The 18889-nt window shown below is 45.2% G+C and carries 16 protein-coding genes and 2 tRNA genes; 5 read left to right on the top strand and 13 right to left on the bottom strand.

Features of this window, described 5'->3' with window-relative positions; genetic code table 11:
• Positions 1-5 precede the first annotated feature (5 nt).
• The 6 genes from R3D00_12710 to R3D00_12685 all read right to left on the bottom strand — a co-directional run bounded on the left by R3D00_12710 (position 6) and on the right by R3D00_12685 (position 5471).
• Positions 6-803 (bottom strand): DUF3108 domain-containing protein, encoded by a 798-nt coding sequence (locus R3D00_12710; protein ID MEZ4774036.1) that lies wholly within the window; start codon positions 801-803, stop codon positions 6-8.
• Positions 804-835: 32 nt separating this feature from the next.
• Complete coding sequence (locus R3D00_12705) at positions 836-2647, bottom strand: ABC transporter ATP-binding protein (protein MEZ4774035.1); 1812 nt, start codon at positions 2645-2647, stop codon at positions 836-838.
• 67 nt (positions 2648-2714) lie between these two features.
• Positions 2715-3686, bottom strand: a complete 972-nt coding sequence (locus R3D00_12700) for a hypothetical protein (protein MEZ4774034.1) — start codon at positions 3684-3686, stop codon at positions 2715-2717.
• Positions 3687-3688: 2 nt separating this feature from the next.
• The gene (locus R3D00_12695) at positions 3689-4360 is read right to left on the bottom strand and encodes a T9SS type A sorting domain-containing protein (GenBank protein MEZ4774033.1); all 672 of its coding nucleotides are present in this window, start codon (positions 4358-4360) and stop codon (positions 3689-3691) included.
• Between the two features lie 153 nt (positions 4361-4513).
• Positions 4514-4822, bottom strand: coding sequence for an isoamylase early set domain-containing protein (locus R3D00_12690; protein ID MEZ4774032.1), 309 nt, complete (start codon positions 4820-4822; stop codon positions 4514-4516).
• Positions 4823-4961: 139 nt separating this feature from the next.
• Entirely contained in the window at positions 4962-5471 is a 510-nt protein-coding gene (locus R3D00_12685; GenBank protein MEZ4774031.1) for a DUF4293 domain-containing protein, read from the bottom strand.
• A gap of 58 nt (positions 5472-5529) precedes the next feature.
• Here R3D00_12685 and truA point away from each other — a divergent pair, with 58 nt between their 5' ends.
• Positions 5530-6288, top strand: a complete 759-nt coding sequence (truA, locus tag R3D00_12680; GenBank protein MEZ4774030.1) for a tRNA pseudouridine(38-40) synthase TruA — start codon at positions 5530-5532, stop codon at positions 6286-6288.
• Positions 6289-6343: 55 nt separating this feature from the next.
• On the opposite strand, the gene R3D00_12675 is transcribed toward truA, so the two are convergent.
• A complete protein-coding gene (locus R3D00_12675; GenBank protein ID MEZ4774029.1) occupies positions 6344-7135 on the bottom strand; it encodes a hypothetical protein in 792 nt (263 codons plus the stop codon).
• A gap of 61 nt (positions 7136-7196) precedes the next feature.
• Entirely contained in the window at positions 7197-7841 is a 645-nt protein-coding gene (locus R3D00_12670; protein ID MEZ4774028.1) for a protein-L-isoaspartate(D-aspartate) O-methyltransferase, read from the bottom strand.
• 148 nt (positions 7842-7989) lie between these two features.
• Between R3D00_12670 and gcvP the strand changes: the two genes are divergently transcribed.
• Positions 7990-10893: an aminomethyl-transferring glycine dehydrogenase gene (gene gcvP, locus R3D00_12665; GenBank protein MEZ4774027.1), complete on the top strand. Its 2904-nt coding sequence runs from the start codon at positions 7990-7992 to the stop codon at positions 10891-10893.
• A 271-nt stretch (positions 10894-11164) separates the two neighbouring features.
• Positions 11165-12031, top strand: a complete 867-nt coding sequence (locus R3D00_12660; GenBank protein ID MEZ4774026.1) for a sigma-70 family RNA polymerase sigma factor — start codon at positions 11165-11167, stop codon at positions 12029-12031.
• A 141-nt stretch (positions 12032-12172) separates the two neighbouring features.
• Here R3D00_12660 and R3D00_12655 read toward each other — a convergent pair whose 3' ends face one another.
• The 4 genes from R3D00_12655 to R3D00_12640 all read right to left on the bottom strand — a co-directional run bounded on the left by R3D00_12655 (position 12173) and on the right by R3D00_12640 (position 17456).
• The gene (locus R3D00_12655; protein ID MEZ4774025.1) at positions 12173-12991 is read right to left on the bottom strand and encodes a PASTA domain-containing protein; all 819 of its coding nucleotides are present in this window, start codon (positions 12989-12991) and stop codon (positions 12173-12175) included.
• Positions 12992-13056: 65 nt separating this feature from the next.
• Entirely contained in the window at positions 13057-14856 is a 1800-nt protein-coding gene (argS, locus tag R3D00_12650) for an arginine--tRNA ligase (GenBank protein ID MEZ4774024.1), read from the bottom strand.
• A gap of 64 nt (positions 14857-14920) precedes the next feature.
• On the bottom strand, positions 14921-16039 hold the full coding sequence (locus R3D00_12645) for an ABC transporter permease (protein MEZ4774023.1): 1119 nt from the start codon (positions 16037-16039) through the stop codon (positions 14921-14923).
• A 1-nt stretch (position 16040) separates the two neighbouring features.
• Positions 16041-17456, bottom strand: a complete 1416-nt coding sequence (locus tag R3D00_12640; protein ID MEZ4774022.1) for an ABC transporter permease — start codon at positions 17454-17456, stop codon at positions 16041-16043.
• Between the two features lie 144 nt (positions 17457-17600).
• On the opposite strand from R3D00_12640, the gene R3D00_12635 reads away from it, so the two are divergent.
• A tRNA-Ser gene (locus tag R3D00_12635) sits at positions 17601-17692 on the top strand.
• Positions 17693-17804: 112 nt separating this feature from the next.
• Positions 17805-17879 (top strand) — tRNA-Pro (locus R3D00_12630).
• Between the two features lie 561 nt (positions 17880-18440).
• Here the strand turns inward: R3D00_12630 and R3D00_12625 are convergent.
• Positions 18441-18884, bottom strand: coding sequence for a PIN domain-containing protein (locus tag R3D00_12625; protein MEZ4774021.1), 444 nt, complete (start codon positions 18882-18884; stop codon positions 18441-18443).
• Positions 18885-18889: the final 5 nt, after the last annotated feature.

Below are 18889 nucleotides of genomic sequence, written 5' to 3'. Positions count from 1 at the left end.
GTGCTTCAGATTTTAGCTTTGAAGGGATTGCGCAGATTTTGGTATTCCACGAGATCCGCTTTCAATGAACCAATCGCCAGATCAGACTGAATGCGAAGCGGGATTTTATTGTCATCATCAGAAATCCAGAAGACAATCGTGCTCCCATCTGTAACCAATCCGGCTTCTTCTATCAGAAGATTCATTTTCAGTGCATTGTACCAGTTCCCGTCAATTTTTATTTTCTCCCGGGCGACAAGGCTTGCCTCAAGGCCAAAATTTTTCCTGTCCAGAAAATTGTGTAAAGAAATTCTGTCGCCAGGCTTTAGCGAATCCTGGTCATAACGGGTCCGGGCATAATAAAAAGCGGAAATCACATCCTGAATATTCGCAGGCACATCGTAGGTTGTCCTTCGTTTTTTGTGGTCAATGTATAAGGCCTTCCCGTTTTGCTGGTCAAAATGAGTTTCAGAATAATTTTCAAATCCACCTTCACGTATATAGCGGTTAAACTGCTGGGAAAGCATCGACTCCTCATCCATAAAAGTCTCATAATTGTCTCTGACTTTATAGAAGACGTCAAAAGTAGCGTTGGTAAATCCCTGCCCGACAATATGGTAACAATTCTTACCATTGACGACTTTCCGCGCTTCTTTTACCTCCAGCGTGGCAAAACCCGCAGTAATCAGCCCGTAGTGAATCCGAAACTTAAGGAATTCGCCTCTGTGGAAAGTATCATTGTTGATCATGTAATGATCCTCACCGCGCCAGCTCAGACAGACAAAAGCCAGAAAAAATCCAATGGATAACAATCGGGTTTTCATACAGAATGAACGAATAATTCCGCCAAATTGTATCAGGGTTCTGATTCTTCCGCCGTTTCGAGTCCTTCGGTCAGCTGTTTTTCATAGATCCTTGCATAATACCCTTTTTGAGCCAGCAATTCGTCGTGGGAGCCGGACTCAGAAATACGGCCATTTTCCAGGACAAGGATCAGATCTGCATCCTGAATACAGGAAATACGGTGAGCTACCTGAATAACGGCTACTTCGGGATGGTCTTGCCGAAACTGACGGAGACTGCGAAGAATGGATTCTTCCGTGCCAGTGTCCACCGCGGACAACACATCATCTAGAATCAGAAGTTTGGGAGTTTTTACCCATGCCCGGGCGATGGAAATACGTTGTTTTTGCCCCCCCGACAAGGTCACGCCCCTTTCGCCCACCACTGTATCAAAACCATTGGGGAAATCGGCGATACTATCATAGATAGAAGCCCAGCGGGCCGCTTCTTCCACCGCTTCGCTGGTGGCATCGGGTTTGCCGAAGGCGATATTTTCGCGTACTGTCGCAGAAAATAAAAACACATCCTGGGGAGCAAAACCAATTGCCTGCCTCAATTCATCCTTTCCATACTGTTTGAGCGCCAGTCCATCGAGTACAATTTCTCCATGATCGGCATCAAACAATCGCGGAATCATCGCGCAAAGCGTGGATTTCCCCGAACCAGTCGGACCGACAATACCTAGTTTTTGACCGGCCTCAAGGTGAAAAGATACATCCTGCAATGCCTGAATGCCCGTGTCAGGATAACGAAAACTGACCTCATCAAATGTCAAAGATGCAGTTTCAACAGATTTGCCCGATTCGGGAAAACGAATTTCCGAACGCTCTTTCAACAGATCGTTGAGCCTTACCTGGCTGGCGGCAGCACGCTGTACCATGGTAGTTACCCAGCCCACAGCGATGATCGGCCAGGTGAGGAGATTGATATAAATGATAAATTCGGCAATATTCCCCAGTGACAATGACCCGCCAATTACCTTTTCGCCCCCAACCCAAACGGTAATCAACATACTCATACCCACAAGCAAAGCGACCAATGGAAAAAATACCGCATCTACCCGGGCCAGAGACATGGATTTCACTTTATACAATTGAGATTCTTCCACAAATTTTTCGGAAGACTCTTTTTCTTTTACATAAGCTTTTACCACACGGATACCCGAATAAATTTCCTGCGTAAACGTCGTCAGACGGGAAAGTTGAGCCTGTATTTTTTCGCTCCTGCTTTGGATCAACGATTCTACATAATAAATCAGATAACTCAATATCGGCAATGGGATCAGCGCGTACAGCGTGAGGCCGGGATTTACCATCAGCATCGTAATGACGACTACAACAAACAAGGTAATCGTATTCATTGTGTACATAATCCCCGGTCCCAGATACATCCGCACACGGTTGACATCTTCAGAAATCCGCGCCATCAGATCGCCCGTGCGGTTGCGGCGGTAAAAGCTAAGCGACAGTTGCTGAAAATGATCATAAATATCATTGCGGAAGTCGTATTCCACCAGCCGCGACATCACGATAATTGTCTGACGGGTAAAAAATAAAAATACCCCGCGAATAACGGCCATCAGAATCACCAGTCCGCCAAAAAGCAAAAGACTGCCGACCAGCATATGCCGAATATCGTCTCCGATCGAAAACCCTTCAAACAGTTTGTAAAACTTCAGCACATCCCCGACCATATCAATGGCCCCCCGGACAATCTGCGCAGGATACACAGCAAATAAATTGGACAGCGTCACAAACAGAATGCCCAGCAACAAATGTTGCTTGTATTTCCAGATATAAGGATTTAATGCAAAAAGCGCCCGCATTCACCAGTAATTTTCAGCAAAGATAAGGATAATTGATAAGGATGTCCCGTACAGGATACCGTTTTATTCAAAGTTTGGTCTGAAGACTCAGGGTAAGAGCGGTAGTTGTAGCCAATTGCTGGTCAAAATAAAACTGATATAAGGGAATATCTGCCAGCAGGGAAAGATACAGATCAGGCGTGAGGGAATACGTGAGTTGAGGAACAAAAAAAACTTTACGCGAGCCGGTAGGAATGACAATCTCCCGGAGGTCATCGATCGGGATACCGGAGCCCGAAAGCAGCCGGGTATCTCTCCCCCTCCACTCTCCGCGGAGCTGAGATACCAAAGTCCAGCGAAGCGAGGGACTCCACGAGAAAAAGCCTGAAGCCGACAAGAGATGTCCGTAACGGTAGCGATCAGGATTTAATCCTTTGATTTCCAGCCGGGTAGAAAAGAATGTGCGAAATTTCTCAGAGAGAAACCCCCGATACAAAAATAAACTATGTACAAAATCATAAGAGCCGGTCGTGGGTTGAAGATCGCGCGTTAGTCTCGCTCCCTGGTCCATTTGGTCGTGTCGGCCTACCGGAATTTTTATCCCTGCCCCAGAAGTTATTTCGGCATCTTTGAGAAGATTCCGCCACAATTGTACCCGGATCTGAAGGTTCAGATCGGTAAGGCCGTGGCCTGAGAGTTTTTCAGGCAGAATACCTGCAACGTATGATTGCGTCTTATTGATAAAATACCCGGTTTCAGCATCTATCGTCAGCTTGTTTGTAAGTCCATACGAGAATATAACGCCCACATGGTTATAATTTCCGCTGCGGATAAACTGAGCCGGAACAGGCTGATTTCCCATAAAATAAGTACCGGAATAACCATAACGGTAGTTTAGCATCATTTGCCAGGAACCTTCTTCATTTGTTCCTAAAGCTGCCAATCCACCTACCGGATTACCAGGAGAGCAGCATTGAGCCATTGCAGGCTGGGTTCCCCAACGCAATAATAGCACAGCCACCACTAGCAGGGCAATCAACGTTTCGTTAAACTTTACCATAGTCAAAGCAGGATAACCTTGATGGTAAAATGGTTGTTGAAATTGTTGAGATTATTTCCCACCTCCACCTCCAGAATATATAAGCCTGGAGTAAAATAAGGTACAGGAATTATTTTTTCTTCCAGTCTGAAACCCACAGAGCGGGAAAACGTCCCGGATTCCAGGAGAGTTCCGCTAAGATTATAAATTTTATAGGTTACACGAGCTGCTTCGGGATTTAATGCCCAGTTAAAACGCAAGGGGATTTGCCTTCCGGAGACAGGGTTTCCGCCCATGCTTACCATTCTGGCGGAATTTTCAGGGGTTTCTGTGAGAAACGAAGAAATAAGCGACCATTCACTCGTATCACCATCGACCATAATCATGCGGGTAATCCAGTAATACCAGCGGTCGGGTTCCATATTATAGGCAACCAAAAATGTATCCGGGGTAAATCCTTCACGGGTATCCCCCGAGCAGCCTGAAAAGCAGAGCGGGTTGTCGCTGATCACATATTGATAGCTCAACACACCTTCTACCCCACCCCAACCGAAAACAAACGAATAGGGAAATGCACCAGGAACGCCTTTCCCCCCATGATCGGGAAATTTGTGGACCTGGGAGAATACGGAAGGAATAACAGAAACAAAAATTGCCAGTGTGCTAAGAAACCAGGAGAACGATGGGCCGTGCATAGGACAACTATTTTGAGATAATCGGGAATAAAAACCAATTATAACAACGAAAGTTAAACCCAAAAGTAAGCCAGGCGATAAATGAGGTTATTTTTTTATAAAAAAAGGCCCTCCTGAAAAAACAGAAGGGCCCTGGTTAAGATTTGGTAATTTTTACAATACAATTACGCTGTTTTGTGCGTCGCCATAAGGAGAGGAAACAAATTTATCAGCTTCATTGTCGTTGGTCCAATCCTGACCGTTGATCAGGTAGCGGAACTGATACTCATTTCCTTGTTCGAGTTCGAGTGTGGTGGAGAATTCTCCGCTCTTGGAGGATTTCATGGGAGTTGCGCTGGGATTCCATTCGTTGAATTCACCGACAACGCTTACAGAATCAGCATTGGAAACCGCCTCTTTAGGTAAGCGGAAAGTAACTTTGCAGACAGACTTTGACTTGAGAAATTTTTTTGTGATACTCATTGTGATAATATAAGATTACTATTTTGTATCAAAATATTTTGCAAATATATTAAAATATTTGCCAGAAATTCAAATTTCAATAAAAAATTTATGTGAAATTTTAATAAATTCCCTTCAAAAGTTGAATAATCCGGGTTATTTAGCGGATTCGGTCAATAGAACGAACCAGCTCTTCATCTTTTTTGATGCGATTAATCGCCAGCCATACCAGAACAATTGCAGCTACCGGAAAGGCAAAACCAAAAAGGGCAATGGAATTGGCGGTTCCCCCCAAAATGAGTGTAGGTTTTTGAAGGGTAAGGAGCACGAAGGCAAGAATTTCGATCATGATCATACCAATACTGAGGTAAGCCAGGCGAATTTGTTTCTTTCGGTCGTCGTAGCGAAAGATCACATACACTGTAAATATCCCGGAGATCAGCACAAGTGCAAAAAAAGCTATATGAGCGATATTTTTCAGGGGCTCTCTGTGTTGGTAAAAAAATTCCTGCCGGGCTTCATCGGAAATAGGATCTACAGAGGAAATCCGCATTCCGGAGACAATTTCCGTATCCAATCCTGCACTGTGTTGCCACATTGGGACAAATAAAGTCGCGAAGTTGATCAGGATTGCAAGTAGTAATAATACAGATTGAATTCTTTGTAACATTCGGTTTAATTTGCTGTTTGTGTTCTTCCCGTCCTATTTTGCCGCAAAGTTAATAAAAATGCGTTACTTTTTGGATATTTCTTATAAAGGCACTCACTACGCCGGCTGGCAAAAACAGTTGAATGCTGCCAACACGGTACAGCAGGAATTGGAAAGCGCGTTGGGTCTGACTTTAGGGTCAGAAACCCATTGTACCGGAGCTGGCAGGACAGATACCGGTGTACATGCCCACCAACTGATGGTACATTTTGATACGGAAAAAACGCTTGACCGGTCATTTATTTATAGTCTAAACGGAATACTTCCCTATGATATCGCCGTCAACCGGCTGCTTCTTCCGACAGATCCCGCGCTTCACGCCCGTTTTAATGCGATATCCAGAAAATACATCTACCGTATTGTGCAGAAAAAATCTCCGATGGACTGGGAGTTTGCCATGTGGGTGCGGTATCCACTGGATTTGAAATCGATGAACGAGGCCAGCAAAATACTTTTTGACTACAATGAATTTGGCGCTTTTTGTAAATCACACGCTGCGAATCAGACCAACCTTTGTGAAATCAGACAAGCTTATTGGGAGGAAAAATCTCCCGGAGAATTATCGTTTACGATAGAGGCCGACCGATTTTTGCGTGGCATGGTTCGCGCAATTGTCGGTACACTTTTATGGGTCGGTTCGGGAAAACGCACAATAACTGATTTTGCAGCAGTGATAGAATCGCAGGACAGGCGAAACGCGGGCGGGGCGGCAGATGCCAAAGGTTTATCACTGGTAGCCGTAAATTATCCGGAAGGAAGCCTGACTGAAATTACATAAAAAAAGCTCCGGACAAGTCCGGAGCGTATAGTATAAATACCTGTTTTGGCAGATCCTACCAGAAGATAGAGAAATTAACACCACCCGTTGTTTGTACACCCAGATTCAGGGTAGTAACGGAGTTGTTAAACCGCTGGGTAACGTTTACCGGTACGATATTGCCGGCATCAGAAGTAGGCTGAATAGAACCGGTTTGAGCAACCACTACGGTTCCACCATTTTGGCTATATCCAAAACCCAGCGCATATTCAGCACCAATGGCAAATTTAGGAGAAAAGAAGTAGTTAAAACCACCAATCAGGTTCAGCCCTACACTGATTCCGCCATCAACTGTAGTTTTGGTATTGATATCTTCGCGATAGAGGCGGGTTCCGGCAGCATCGGTACGAATCACATCCAGATCAAGATCCGTAGTAGTTGTCCCCAGCAATGCGAAAGGAATTTCGGCAGCTACATAAGGGTCAAGTTTAGCAGCGTCCGCCATGAGGTGATATTCTGCTCCGGGAGCAAAACTCACCGAAAACGCGCTGACAGTGGAGTTGATAGAAGAATCGATCCTAACGGCTTGTCCAAAATTTTCGGTATCAATGATACTGCGGTCAAAACTGGAAGTCACATTGTTAAGACCTACCCCCAGACGCGCACGTACGGCAATCCGGTCAGAAAGGTAGTAACGCCCCATGACCTGAGGAAAATCAAAGGCATCAGCGCCCCATTCCTGAAATGCGACATTATTCAGGCCGGTGACGCGAAAACCGAGGCTGATATCTTTTGCCACGGGCTTGTTCTGCGCAAATGCAGAAACCATTGACAATACTACTATTACGCTGAAAACAATCTTTTTCATAAATACTTGCTAGGTTATTAATTGGGAAACAAACGAAGCGGCAAATTACGAATATTCCTTTTTATTCAAACCCATAGCGGCCCCGGAGAGGTACAAACTTAAAATTATGGTGGGTGACGGTTTCGTAGTCTGTAGAAGAGAGTCGCCTGACAACCGTCATTTTCTGTGTGCGGAGTGTACCTACGGGCAGGACCATGACGCCACCGATGTCTAATTGGGAGAGCAGTGATTCGGGGATTCCCGGGCTGGCAGCCGTAACCAGGATTCGTTCATAGGGTTTATATATGGGCCATCCTTCCGAGCCATCTCCCAATAAAAGTTGCGGATCATATCCCAGAGATTTCAGACGTTCTTTTGCCTCGAGATGCAGGCGACGGTCGATTTCGACTGAAAAAACACGCATTCCCATTTCACACAGGACCGCAGCCTGATAACCTGAGCCGGTTCCAATCTCCAGAATTTTCATTTTAGGCTTTAACTCCAGCAGTTGTGTCTGGAATGCAACCGTGAAAGGCTGGCTAATCGTTTGTTCGCGATGAATGGGCAATGCTTTATCCTCGTAAGCTTCATCAGAAAAAACACCTTCAACAAAAACATGACGAGGCACTCTGCCAATAGCCAGTAGCACGCTTTCATCCGTTATACCTTTCATGATCAGCTCCTTAACTAATCTGGCCCGGCGGCCTATATGCTTATAATCTTCCACTGAATTGCTACCGATTAGGGGTAACAAATCTAGCTAATCTTTTTGGTAAAATATACCACATCAACCTTAATTTCGGGCTTTAAAAGTTCAGTTAAATACACTTAATTTGCACTTTCTTTTTTGGTAAAAAATTTCCAATACACCTCCCATGTTTAATCACCCAGATGTATTTGTAAAACGCCATATTGGCCCATCCGGTAAAGATACTCAACAGATGCTTAACCGTCTGAATGTAAGCACGGTTGACGAACTGATTGCACAGACGGTTCCAGGAAAAATCAGACTTACGCACCCACTGAAACAGAAACCTGCCTTAAGTGAATATGCGTATTTAAATAAAATCAGAAAGATTGCCCGGAAAAATAAACCTGTCAAATCTTATATCGGATTGGGGTATTACGACTGTATTACGCCTGCTGTAATCCTGCGCAATATTTTTGAAAATCCGGGATGGTACACGCAATACACGCCTTATCAGGCCGAAATTGCACAAGGCCGGATGGAGGCACTCCTCAATTTCCAGACGATGGTCTGCGACCTGACCGGCCTTCCGGTAGCCAATGCCTCTCTCCTCGATGAAGGTACTGCCGCTGCCGAAGCCATGGCCATGGTACATGGGCAAAAACAGAAAAAAGACAGAACTACTGCCGCCAATACCATTCTCGTAGCGAATACCTGTCTGCCTCAGACGATTGATGTGATCAAAACCCGGGCAGGCGGACTGGGCATTCAGGTTGAAGTAGCCGATCCTGCGGAGTTTGTCATCAGCGAAAACATATTTGCAGCTATCGTACAGTATCCCGACATGGGAGGTAATATTCAGCCTTACGATACCCTGGCAAAAGATCTGCATGAGCGCGGTGCATACCTGATTGTAGCAGCTGACCTGATGGCGCTTACCCTGTTGAAAGAGCCTGCGGCTTTTGGTGCGGATGTGGTTGTGGGAAGTGCGCAGCGTTTCGGTGTGCCTATGGGTTTTGGCGGGCCCCACGCAGCTTTTTTTGCTACCAGAGAAGAATTTCTTCGCCTCCTTCCGGGTAGGATCATTGGAATCTCGATTGACAGCGCAGGAAATCATGCGCTTCGAATGACACTCCAAACCAGAGAACAACATATTCGGAGAGATAAGGCAACGTCCAATATTTGTACTGCCCAGGCTTTACTCGCCATCATGGCGGGTATGTATGCCGTATATCACGGCCCCAAAGGGCTCAAAGCCATTGCCTCCCGCATCCACCATATGGCGGGATTGCTGGATCAGGGACTTGCCAAGCTGAATATTCGCCAGCTGAATAATCAATTTTTTGACACCCTTACCTTTCACCTGGGGAGTCAGGAAACCGTAGAAAAACTACGCCAGGTCGCGCTGAGTCATTCCATCAATTTTTATTATCCCGGCGAAGGTAAGGTAACCATTGCGGTTGACGAAACAACGGATACAGAAAACATTCAGGCTATTCTGAATGTATTTGCGGAAGCGATGAGCCAACCCGCTCCGCAAATTAATACCACGACTCTGCCCTACAACCGGCATGAAGATTTTATCAGAACCAGTAGGTACCTCACACACCCGGTTTTCAACTCTCATCACTCCGAGACGGCGATGATGCGCTATATCAAGTCGCTGGAGAATAAGGATCTTTCGCTCAATACAGCTATGATCCCTCTGGGAAGCTGTACCATGAAACTGAATGCTGCGGCAGAATTGATTCCCGTGAGCTGGCCAGAATTTGCGGCGGTTCACCCGTTTGTACCCGCTGACCAGGTCGAAGGATACCTCGAAATGATCGAAGAGCTAGGCAATGACCTTTGCGATATTACAGGTTTTTCCGGCATCTCTTTCCAGCCCAATTCAGGCGCACAGGGAGAATACGCCGGATTGATGGTCATAAGGGCATGGCACCACAGCAGAGGAGATTTTCACCGGGATGTTGCGTTGATTCCTTCTTCCGCCCACGGAACAAATCCGGCAAGTGCGGTAATGGCTGGTATGCGCGTAGTCGTTGTAAAATGTGATGAAATAGGCAATGTGGATATGGAGGATCTCCGCCTCCGCGCCGAGCAATATAAAGATTCCCTTTCCTGCCTGATGGTAACTTACCCTTCAACTCATGGTGTATTTGAAGAAACCATCATTGATATCTGCGAAATGATCCACCAAAATGGCGGACAAGTGTATATGGATGGAGCCAATATGAATGCACAGGTAGGGCTTACCAGTCCAGGCCGTATCGGAGCAGATGTTTGCCATCTCAATCTTCACAAAACTTTCAGCATTCCCCACGGCGGTGGTGGTCCGGGTATGGGCCCTATTTGCGTAGCAGAACATCTGAAGCCATTCCTTCCAGGCCATACTCAGTTCAAAACCGGAGGCGAAGCGGCTATCAGTGCTGTCTCAGCAACGCCTTTTGGCAGTGCAAGTATCTTGCTGATTTCCTACGGATATATCCAAATGCTGGGAAGTGAAGGGGTAACAGAAGCTACGGTTTCGGCGATTCTCAATGCCAATTATATGAAGTCAAGGCTGGAAAAGGTATATCCCGTATTGTTTCAGGGAAAAAATGGGCGGGTAGCCCATGAGTTTATTCTCGATCTCAGAGAGTTTAAAAGCAAGCTCGGACTGGAAGTAGATGATATCACGAAACGACTTATTGACTATGGATTTCATGCGCCGACCGTTTCGTGGCCGGTACCCGGAACCATAATGATCGAACCTACCGAGAGCGAGCCAAAAGAAGAAATGGACCGTTTTTGCGATGCGATGATCTCTATAAGAAATGAAATCAGAGAAATAGAAAGTGGCGCCGCAGACAGCGAAGATAATGTGTTGAAAAATTCACCGCATACCATGGATCAGATTACCAGCGATGAATGGTCGCATAGCTATTCTCGTCAAAAAGCGGCGTTCCCAGTACCCGGTCTGAAACAAAATAAGTTCTGGCCATCGGTTGGCAGGGTCAACAATACGTATGGAGACCGCAATGTCGTCTGTACTTGTCCGCCGGTTGAATCCTATATTACGGAAGAAGAAGAGGTTTTCAAGGAGGTATAACAGGTTTTTATACAAAATCTTACACCCCAGCGCTTTTATTTTCGTAAGACAAGCATAGAGGTAGTGACTTTTTTCAAGGTTTTAACGTCATTATTCCAGAAAGAATATACAAAACCGGAATGATACATTACTTGTAAATCGAAATGTCGCATAACAAATCTATTTGCAAGTGATAATGAAAGCCCTTAGATTTGCGGTCTGGATTACGACTGGTCTGAGGGCTGGAAGTTTGGAAAAATTAAACACAAAGCAAAATTAGCCGCTCCGATACATGAGACAGCTCAAGATTAGTAAGCAGATCACCAACCGCGAATCCCAATCACTGGATAAATATCTTCAGGAGATTGGAAAGGTCGAATTGCTTACTCCGGATGAAGAAGTTGAACTCGCAAGAAGGATCAAACAAGGAGATCAGGTAGCATTGGAAAAACTGACAAAAGCAAACCTCAGGTTTGTGGTTTCAGTGGCCAAACAATACCAAAATCAAGGTCTCTCGCTCGGTGACCTTATCAATGAAGGAAACCTCGGTTTGATCAAGGCGGCGAAAAGGTTTGACGAAACCCGCGGTTTTAAATTTATCTCTTACGCCGTTTGGTGGATCAGACAAAGTATCCTTCAGGCTTTGGCCGAGCAATCCCGTATTGTTCGCCTTCCGCTCAACCGTGTAGGTGCCCTTAACAAAATTGGTAAAGCTTTCTCCAAACTGGAGCAGGAGTTCGAGCGTGAACCTTCCGCTGAGGAAATCGCCGAAGTGCTGGAAAATATGAGTGAGGATGAAATCTCCGACACACTCAAAATTTCCGGAAGGCATGTTTCGGTGGATGCGCCTTTTGTACAGGGTGAAGAAAATCGCCTTCTGGATGTTCTGGAAAACGATGCGGAACCTAATCCCGACAATGAGCTGATCAATGAAAGTTTAAGCAAAGAGGTCGAACGTGCACTGAGCACACTTACCCAACGCGAAGCAGAAGTGATCAGACTTTATTTTGGCATAGGTGTAGAGCATTCCCTGACGCTGGAAGAAATTGGGGAAAAATTTGACCTTACCCGTGAAAGGGTTCGTCAGATCAAAGAAAAAGCCATCCGGAGATTAAGACATACTTCCCGCAGCAAAGGCTTAAAAACCTATCTGGGTTAGCAGATAAATTACAAATGACTAACAAGGAAGGCTAAATTATAAATCCCTTCGGGAAGACAAGTTCATACTTTGTAATTCCCTGAACCTTAACGGTTTCCGAGATTTGTAATTTATAATTCTTTGCTTGTCATTTGTAATTCCTTATTGGTTATCACCGTCTCCCTTAAAGTCTTCTATAAAAATCCCTTCCTGCCCTTCCGGCTCCTGTCCATATAGATAGATATCTATAGAAAAGCCCATACGTACAGAGTCGCCAAAGCCAGCTTTGGGGTTTTGGGAATATACCCTTCCTTTTTGGTCTTCAGGGCCATTGGGGTTGTAATCTACACTACCCAGACCCAGACCCATTTCTGAAAGAATTGTCAGCGCATCTTCATACGTATAACCCACCAAATCAGGGATTTGCACTTTGGCGTACCCGAGTCCTTGTCCTACGACCAGGTCAATTTTTGATCCCTGGGGAATCGCTGTGCCAGGCTGAATGGCTTTGCCTTTGTAGGTAACTTTGAGTACAACATTTTCTGCTATATCAGGAATACGGGTAACCCTTCCAACACCGAGTTTCCATATTTCCAATCGGGCTTTTGCCTGATAGAGCGTCATGTCCTGTATCTCTGGCATGGATACCATCGGAGGCAACATCTTGTTGACCGTAAGAGAAATCGTACGGTTTGGTTTTACCCGGCTGTATGGAGTAGGATATTGTTTTAACACAGAGCGCCCGGGCAACTGATCCTGAAAAACAGAATCAATAATTTCAGGGCGAAGCCCTGCTTTTACTAGAATTTTTTCTGCTTCTTCAACAGGAAGCGTATTGACATCCGGGACCAGCAACCCATCTCCATGTCGGGTATAGGTTGGCAAAATCCAGAAGAATATCATCATATATGCCAGGATACCGAGTCCTACCAGCCCCAAAACCGTCATTAGAAACTCCCGGCTAACAAAATATTTAAACATATTCCGAAGGTAGTTGAATGTTGTGATTTCGATTTACAAAAATCTTTGAAACTCTCCAATTTGGCTTACATACGTTCGGGTACCTGAATACCCAACAGACGCATGGTTTCTTTGATCGTGTCCCCTACCCGACCCGAAAGCGCAAAGCGGAATGCGCTCGTAAGGGGAAAATCTTTTCGAAGGATTTTAGCTTCATGATAAAACCGGTTATACTCTTTGGCAAGATCAAAAGTAAAATTAGCGATCATTGCCGGATTGTAAGCCTCGCCAGCTTCCCGCAATACATCCGGATAACGGGCCATCATCTTCAGCAAGGTACGTTCACTGTCGAGAATTTCCTCTTCGGGTTTGTGGTCCGGATTAAACGCGGGTATCTCCACTGCACCCGACTGACGCTTGACGGCCTGGGTACGGGTATAGGAATATTGAATAAACGGCCCCGTATTTCCCTTAAGGTCAATGGATTCGTTTGGGTCAAAGAGCATACGTTTTTTGGGATCCACTTTTACCAAATAATACTTTAACGCTCCAATACCCAGTATCTCGTATAAATGATTTAATTCTTCTTCATCCATACCCGAGGTTTTGTCCGGGTTTTTCATCGTTTCTTCCTTTGCACTGCGAATCATATCATCCATCAGATCATCGGCTTCCACAGTAGTGCCTTCCCGAGACTTCATTTTTCCACTGGGAAGATCGACCATTCCATAGGAAAGATGAAATAGGCCTTCGGCATAGGGTTTTTCGAGTTTTTTAAGGACTTCAAACAGCACCTTAAAGTGATAATCCTGCTCATTGCCCACTACATAAATGGATTTGTCCATGCCAAATTCATTAAACTTGTCAGCAGCAATGGCCAGATCCTGAGTAATATAAAGGGAGGTTCCATTAGAACGAAGCAGCGTCTTTTTATCCATCCCGTTTCCGGTAAGGTCTATTTCGACAGAACCGTCATCTGTGGTGTAAAATATACCTTTTGACAGACCTTCATCAACCGTTTCTTTCCCCCGCTGATAGACTTCCGATTCGTAGTAAAACCGCTTAAAATGAACGCCCAGCCGCTGGAAAGTATCATTAAACGCCTCATATACCCATCCGTTCATTTTTTCCCACAAACTTCGGATCGCACTATCACCCGCTTCCCAGCGCACGGTCATATCCTGAACTGCCTGCATACTGGGAGCAAGTTTTTCCGCCTCATGTTTAGCAAGACCTTTTTCGATCAGATGAGCGGTTTCTTCCGACAGCATTTTTGAAAACAACACATAATAGTCTCCCACCAGCTTATCTCCTTTTACTCCCAGGGTCTCAGGCGTATCGTATTTCCCCGATTTCAGCCATGCGTACATCGACTTGGATATATTGGTCCCCCGGTCATTAAACAGACATACAGGAATCACATTGTAACCGTTGGCGGCAAGGATTTCAGAGAGCGAATAACCCAGGATAATATTCCGCAAATGCCCCAGATGAAGGGGTTTATTGGTATTGGGCGAGCAATATTCCACCACTACCGTCTGACCTTCACCGTGAGAATTGTTAAAGCCCGAATTTGTCAGGATAATTTCAGACAAAAATCCTCTCCAGAAATCATCAGAGAGAGAAAGGTTGAGGAAACCCTTTACCACATTGTAAGCAACAATATGAGGCTGGGAATCCAGCAGATTTTGGCCAAGCTTTTCCCCGGTCTCCTGCGGTGGACCCAACCGGTATTTGGACAGGGGGAATATGACAACAGTAAAATCCCCCTCAAACTCCTTGCGGGTTTCCTGAATCGAAAATTCTTTCGGAGCAATTTCGATATTATACAAATCTTTTACTGCCTGAGCAGCAGCAAGTTGAATCTCTTCAATAATGGTCGCCATACAGTCTTATTAAAAGGCTGGTCAAAGTTGTGAAAAATATTGGTGGATTGAAAGTTTCGATCCACTAGGAAGGCAGATGTGGGTCAAATATATCTCTGAGTTTTTCTCCAATAAGGTTAAACGATAATACCGTCAGAAAGATCGCCAGTCCGGGAAATACCCCTACCCACCATATAGAAAAATTGTTTCGGGTACTGCTCAGCAAACTTCCCCAGGTCACAGTTCCGTCGACCAGATTCAAAAATGAGAGCGCGGATTCTGCAATAATCGCATTGCCAATGCCAAAAGCGATGACAATCAATGCTGGGGGAATGGCATTGGGTACCACATGCCGGAAAACTATTCGCCATGCGCCCAACCCTAAAGCTTTGCCAGACTCGATATATCCCATCCGAATTACCCGTAAAGTTTCTGCACGAATCAGCCTTGCCAGTCCGGTCCAACCCAATAATCCGATCATAATGGTGATAAACCCCAAACTTCTCTCAAAAATTGCAGAAAGCGATATAATGAGCAATAACAAGGGAAGAGAATTCAGAATTTCAATGGCACGCATAATCAGGCTGTCTGCCGGAAAAGTTATCTTCTTTGCCATATACCCCTTATAGCTGATGATTTTCCCCACCAGAAGCCATAAAAACACTGTAAGAATGGCAATACCTATACTGATTGCGATCTCAACCGGGAGTTTTTCCAAATTTCCGTCGACCGCATCCTCCCATTCATAGCGCCTCACCCGAAAACCGTAAAACCAGGCAAAAAACATGGCAGGCAACATACTCAGCATTACGCCCCTTCGCATATATAACCGGTCGTCGCCCCAATAGCCGGCAATCACTCCCAGCAGGATGCCAATCAAAGCGGCAATACTTACTGCTGCCAGCCCGACAGACAGTGAAATACGGGCGCCATGAATCAACCCTGCCAACAGATCATGTCCGGCATAATCTGTACCCAGATAATGGTTGTGCGGGCCAAAAGGTGGAATATTCTTGTGTCCGTAAGTGATTTCAGTTCCATAAGGCACCGGTGCCCATCCCTTTTCGGGATTGTGCGCCAACACATCAGCCAGCAATGCCGTCAGCCCGATCAGAATCAGCCAGCTGAAAGCGAATAAAACACCCCGATCGCGTTTAAATTGTTTCCAGCGGGACTCCCGGGTGATATGTACAGAAGTTTTCAACTCAATCTTCTTTTGAGAATCTGATTCGAGGATCTGCCCACATATATAAAAGATCAGCGATAAGGTAACCCAATACTGTCATAAATCCCGTGAGCGTAAACACTGCCAGAATCATAGGAATATTGTTGGACTGAACAGCAGTAATGATTTCATTGCCCATACCCGGGATGGTAAAAATATTTTCCAAAATCACAGATCCGCTTACCACCGCAGGAAATATCCCCACAAATCCTGTGATCATCGGCAGGAGTGCGTTTCGGAGCGCATGGCGAACGATCACCTGCTTTTCCGGTACACCTTTGGCCCGGGCAGTACGGATAAAATCCTGTCCGAATATTTCGAGCATACTCACCCGCATGACACGACTTACTGCGGCGAAAGAACCATAGGTATAAGCCAGTATCGGAAGAATAAATCGAGTGATTTTTTTCCAGCCCACAGGATCCACCAAATTAAAAGTAGAGGGAAACCAGTCTAAACCGTCGGCATTCGCAAAAAATATCAGGAGCATACTGGCAACCCAAAAACCTGGCATAGCATCGAGTGCAAAAACAAAAATACCAGACAGCCGGTCAAACCACTGGTTTCGATACATTGCCGCCCAAATACCCAAAGGAATGCCGATCCCATAAGCAAAAAAGACAGAAATGACGGTGAATAAAAAAGAGTAAAAAAACAGCGAGCCAATCCTTTCACTTACGGGTCGGTCATGGGTCCAGGAAATGCCAAAGTCACCCATTAGCACGATATCTGACAGCCATCTATGGTAACGGTTGGCCGTACCATGCCAGATGATTTTGGGCAAGTAAGACTTCCAATGCTGTGAATTGTCGTCCAGATTGTCCCAGGCCCGCAACACATGAAGAAAGGGTATATTCAGGCGAGCCAGGCAGGGATAATCTGCTAAATATTTTTCGATGGCTGCCAGTTTGGGGTTAATAACATCAGGTTTTCCTGAGCCCATCAGGTTGCGGGTTCTTTGGAGCAGTTCCTGACGGATGCTTCTGACCATTCTGAGAGAATCAGGAGACACACCATGGAGAGAAAGCAGCGAAACGGAATCATAAAAAGCCTGAATAGAAAGATACCACTCTTGGACGCTTTCCCAGTTGCCACTAGCAACGGTAAGTCTTCGGAGCGCATTACGGGTAGATTTAGGGTAAATCTCATGAAGATGACCGGGTTCTGCCATCGTTGTTATTTCAATATAAAAGACAGGCAGGAGTTGATTGTATTTTGCCCGAAGTGTATCTTCACATTGCACAATCTGTCTAAAAGTCAAACCCTCATTCAGTCCCTGGCATTGGTTTGCTACCGGATCTATATCCGAAAACAAGCTAATCATAAATGCCAGCAGAGAGATGATCAGCAGGGTAGGAAAAAACCAAAAAATTCTTTTGAGAATATAGCCGTACACAGTGTATTTTGTTCGTATTGTAGAAAGTGAAGTTAGCTCAAAACAAGTAGTAACCAAAGAGAAGAGTCTGCGTAAAAAAAATCTAAGGAAATTTAAAAAAAGTTTAGGCTTTTTATTCTGAATTACTATCTTTGCAATCGCTTTGGAGAGGTGGGTGAGTGGCTGAAACCAACGGTTTGCTAAACCGTCATACCTTGAAAAGGGTATCGAGGGTTCGAATCCCTCCCTCTCCGCCATCAAAGCTAGCTTTGGCTAGCTTTGTTCTTTTTTTTTGAAAGGTCAATTTCAAGGTGTAGCGTCTGCTTAGGCAGATTAGCGTACCTGCTTTGGTTTATTGAATTATTATTTCGAGGTGTAGCGCAGTCCGGTTAGCGTACCTGCTTTGGGAGCAGGGGGCCGCAGGTTCGAATCCTGCCACCTCGACAAACCGCTTTGGGAGCAGGGGGCCGTGTGCTTAGGCACACCACCTCGACAAAAACATAAAGGATCACTGAATAGTGGTCCTTTTTTTTATGGTTGATGGGCAGCTTTGGGAGCAGGGGGCCGTGTGCTTAGGCACACCACCTCGACAAAAAAACCGCTTTGGGAGCAGGGGGCCGTGTGCTTAGGCACACCACCTCAACAAAAACATAAAGGATCACTGAATAGTGGTCCTTTTTTTTTCGGAATTATCAACTTATCGGGATAAACCACGAGGGACACAAGGAAGCCACGAGGGACACAAAGCGCAGTTTCCTTGCGCCCTTTGTGAGTCTGCCTATGCAGATGGTTTCTGCTTCGCTTCGGAAAGTTTACTTTCTCCCAATTACTTTATCATTCCGTTTTTTTATGATTGATGGGCAGCTTTGGGAGCAGGGGCCGTGTGCTTAGGCACACCACCTCGACAAAAACATAAAGGATCACTGAATAGTGGTCCTTTTTTTTAGGACGAGACCGTCTTTCCATCATACCCCATGCCACATTGAATTACCCCACTTCACCTTCTTATCTGACAGATAACCAATTTTGATATAATGTATCGGATGATATTCCCCTTTTATACCCACGTTGCTGCATTGCTTGGAGCAATCGCTTATCTCCTGTCCATAGCATAGCGTCCAGATATTCGGCTAGTGCTACAAAGGCAATGTCATCCATATCAACATCTCTTACAATCGGAATAGCGTTGTGCCAATGTTCATAGGCTATTTGCTCTTCTGAAATAAAGGAAAGGCATTCAAAAAGTTCTTCCCGCACACTATTAAATTCTACTTCACTGAGTTTGGATATTTCCTGCAGGCGTACTTGATGTTTTTTGACCTCTATTTTCATCAGATTAGGGGCAAAAAAAGTAAAATGTTGCCTTCCAAAGATTATCAGCTCCCCCGCTTTACTGTTTGGATTTAGGATAGCACTAACCACCACATTAGTATCCACAATGACTTTCATGGTTT

The organism is Bacteroidia bacterium (assembly GCA_041391665.1).
Lineage (GTDB): Bacteria > Bacteroidota > Bacteroidia > J057 > J057 > JAGQVA01.
This window is presented reverse-complemented; position numbering and strand designations above follow the sequence as displayed.

What these genes read in the sequence shown, in the direction of transcription:
- R3D00_12675 (MEZ4774029.1), bottom strand. Translation starts at nt 7,135, where the DNA reads ATGAAAAAGATTGTTTTCAGCGTAATAGTAGTATTGTCAATGGTTTCT.
- R3D00_12625 (MEZ4774021.1), bottom strand. Translation starts at nt 18,884, where the DNA reads ATGAAAGTCATTGTGGATACTAATGTGGTGGTTAGTGCTATCCTAAAT.
- argS (MEZ4774024.1), bottom strand. Translation starts at nt 14,856, where the DNA reads ATGGCGACCATTATTGAAGAGATTCAACTTGCTGCTGCTCAGGCAGTA.
- R3D00_12685 (MEZ4774031.1), bottom strand. Translation starts at nt 5,471, where the DNA reads ATGTTACAAAGAATTCAATCTGTATTATTACTACTTGCAATCCTGATC.
- R3D00_12705 (MEZ4774035.1), bottom strand. Translation starts at nt 2,647, where the DNA reads ATGCGGGCGCTTTTTGCATTAAATCCTTATATCTGGAAATACAAGCAA.
- R3D00_12655 (MEZ4774025.1), bottom strand. Translation starts at nt 12,991, where the DNA reads ATGTTTAAATATTTTGTTAGCCGGGAGTTTCTAATGACGGTTTTGGGG.
- gcvP (MEZ4774027.1), top strand. Translation starts at nt 7,990, where the DNA reads ATGTTTAATCACCCAGATGTATTTGTAAAACGCCATATTGGCCCATCC.
- R3D00_12710 (MEZ4774036.1), bottom strand. Translation starts at nt 803, where the DNA reads ATGAAAACCCGATTGTTATCCATTGGATTTTTTCTGGCTTTTGTCTGT.
- truA (MEZ4774030.1), top strand. Translation starts at nt 5,530, where the DNA reads ATGCGTTACTTTTTGGATATTTCTTATAAAGGCACTCACTACGCCGGC.
- R3D00_12695 (MEZ4774033.1), bottom strand. Translation starts at nt 4,360, where the DNA reads ATGCACGGCCCATCGTTCTCCTGGTTTCTTAGCACACTGGCAATTTTT.
- R3D00_12660 (MEZ4774026.1), top strand. Translation starts at nt 11,165, where the DNA reads ATGAGACAGCTCAAGATTAGTAAGCAGATCACCAACCGCGAATCCCAA.
- R3D00_12700 (MEZ4774034.1), bottom strand. Translation starts at nt 3,686, where the DNA reads ATGGTAAAGTTTAACGAAACGTTGATTGCCCTGCTAGTGGTGGCTGTG.
- R3D00_12690 (MEZ4774032.1), bottom strand. Translation starts at nt 4,822, where the DNA reads ATGAGTATCACAAAAAAATTTCTCAAGTCAAAGTCTGTCTGCAAAGTT.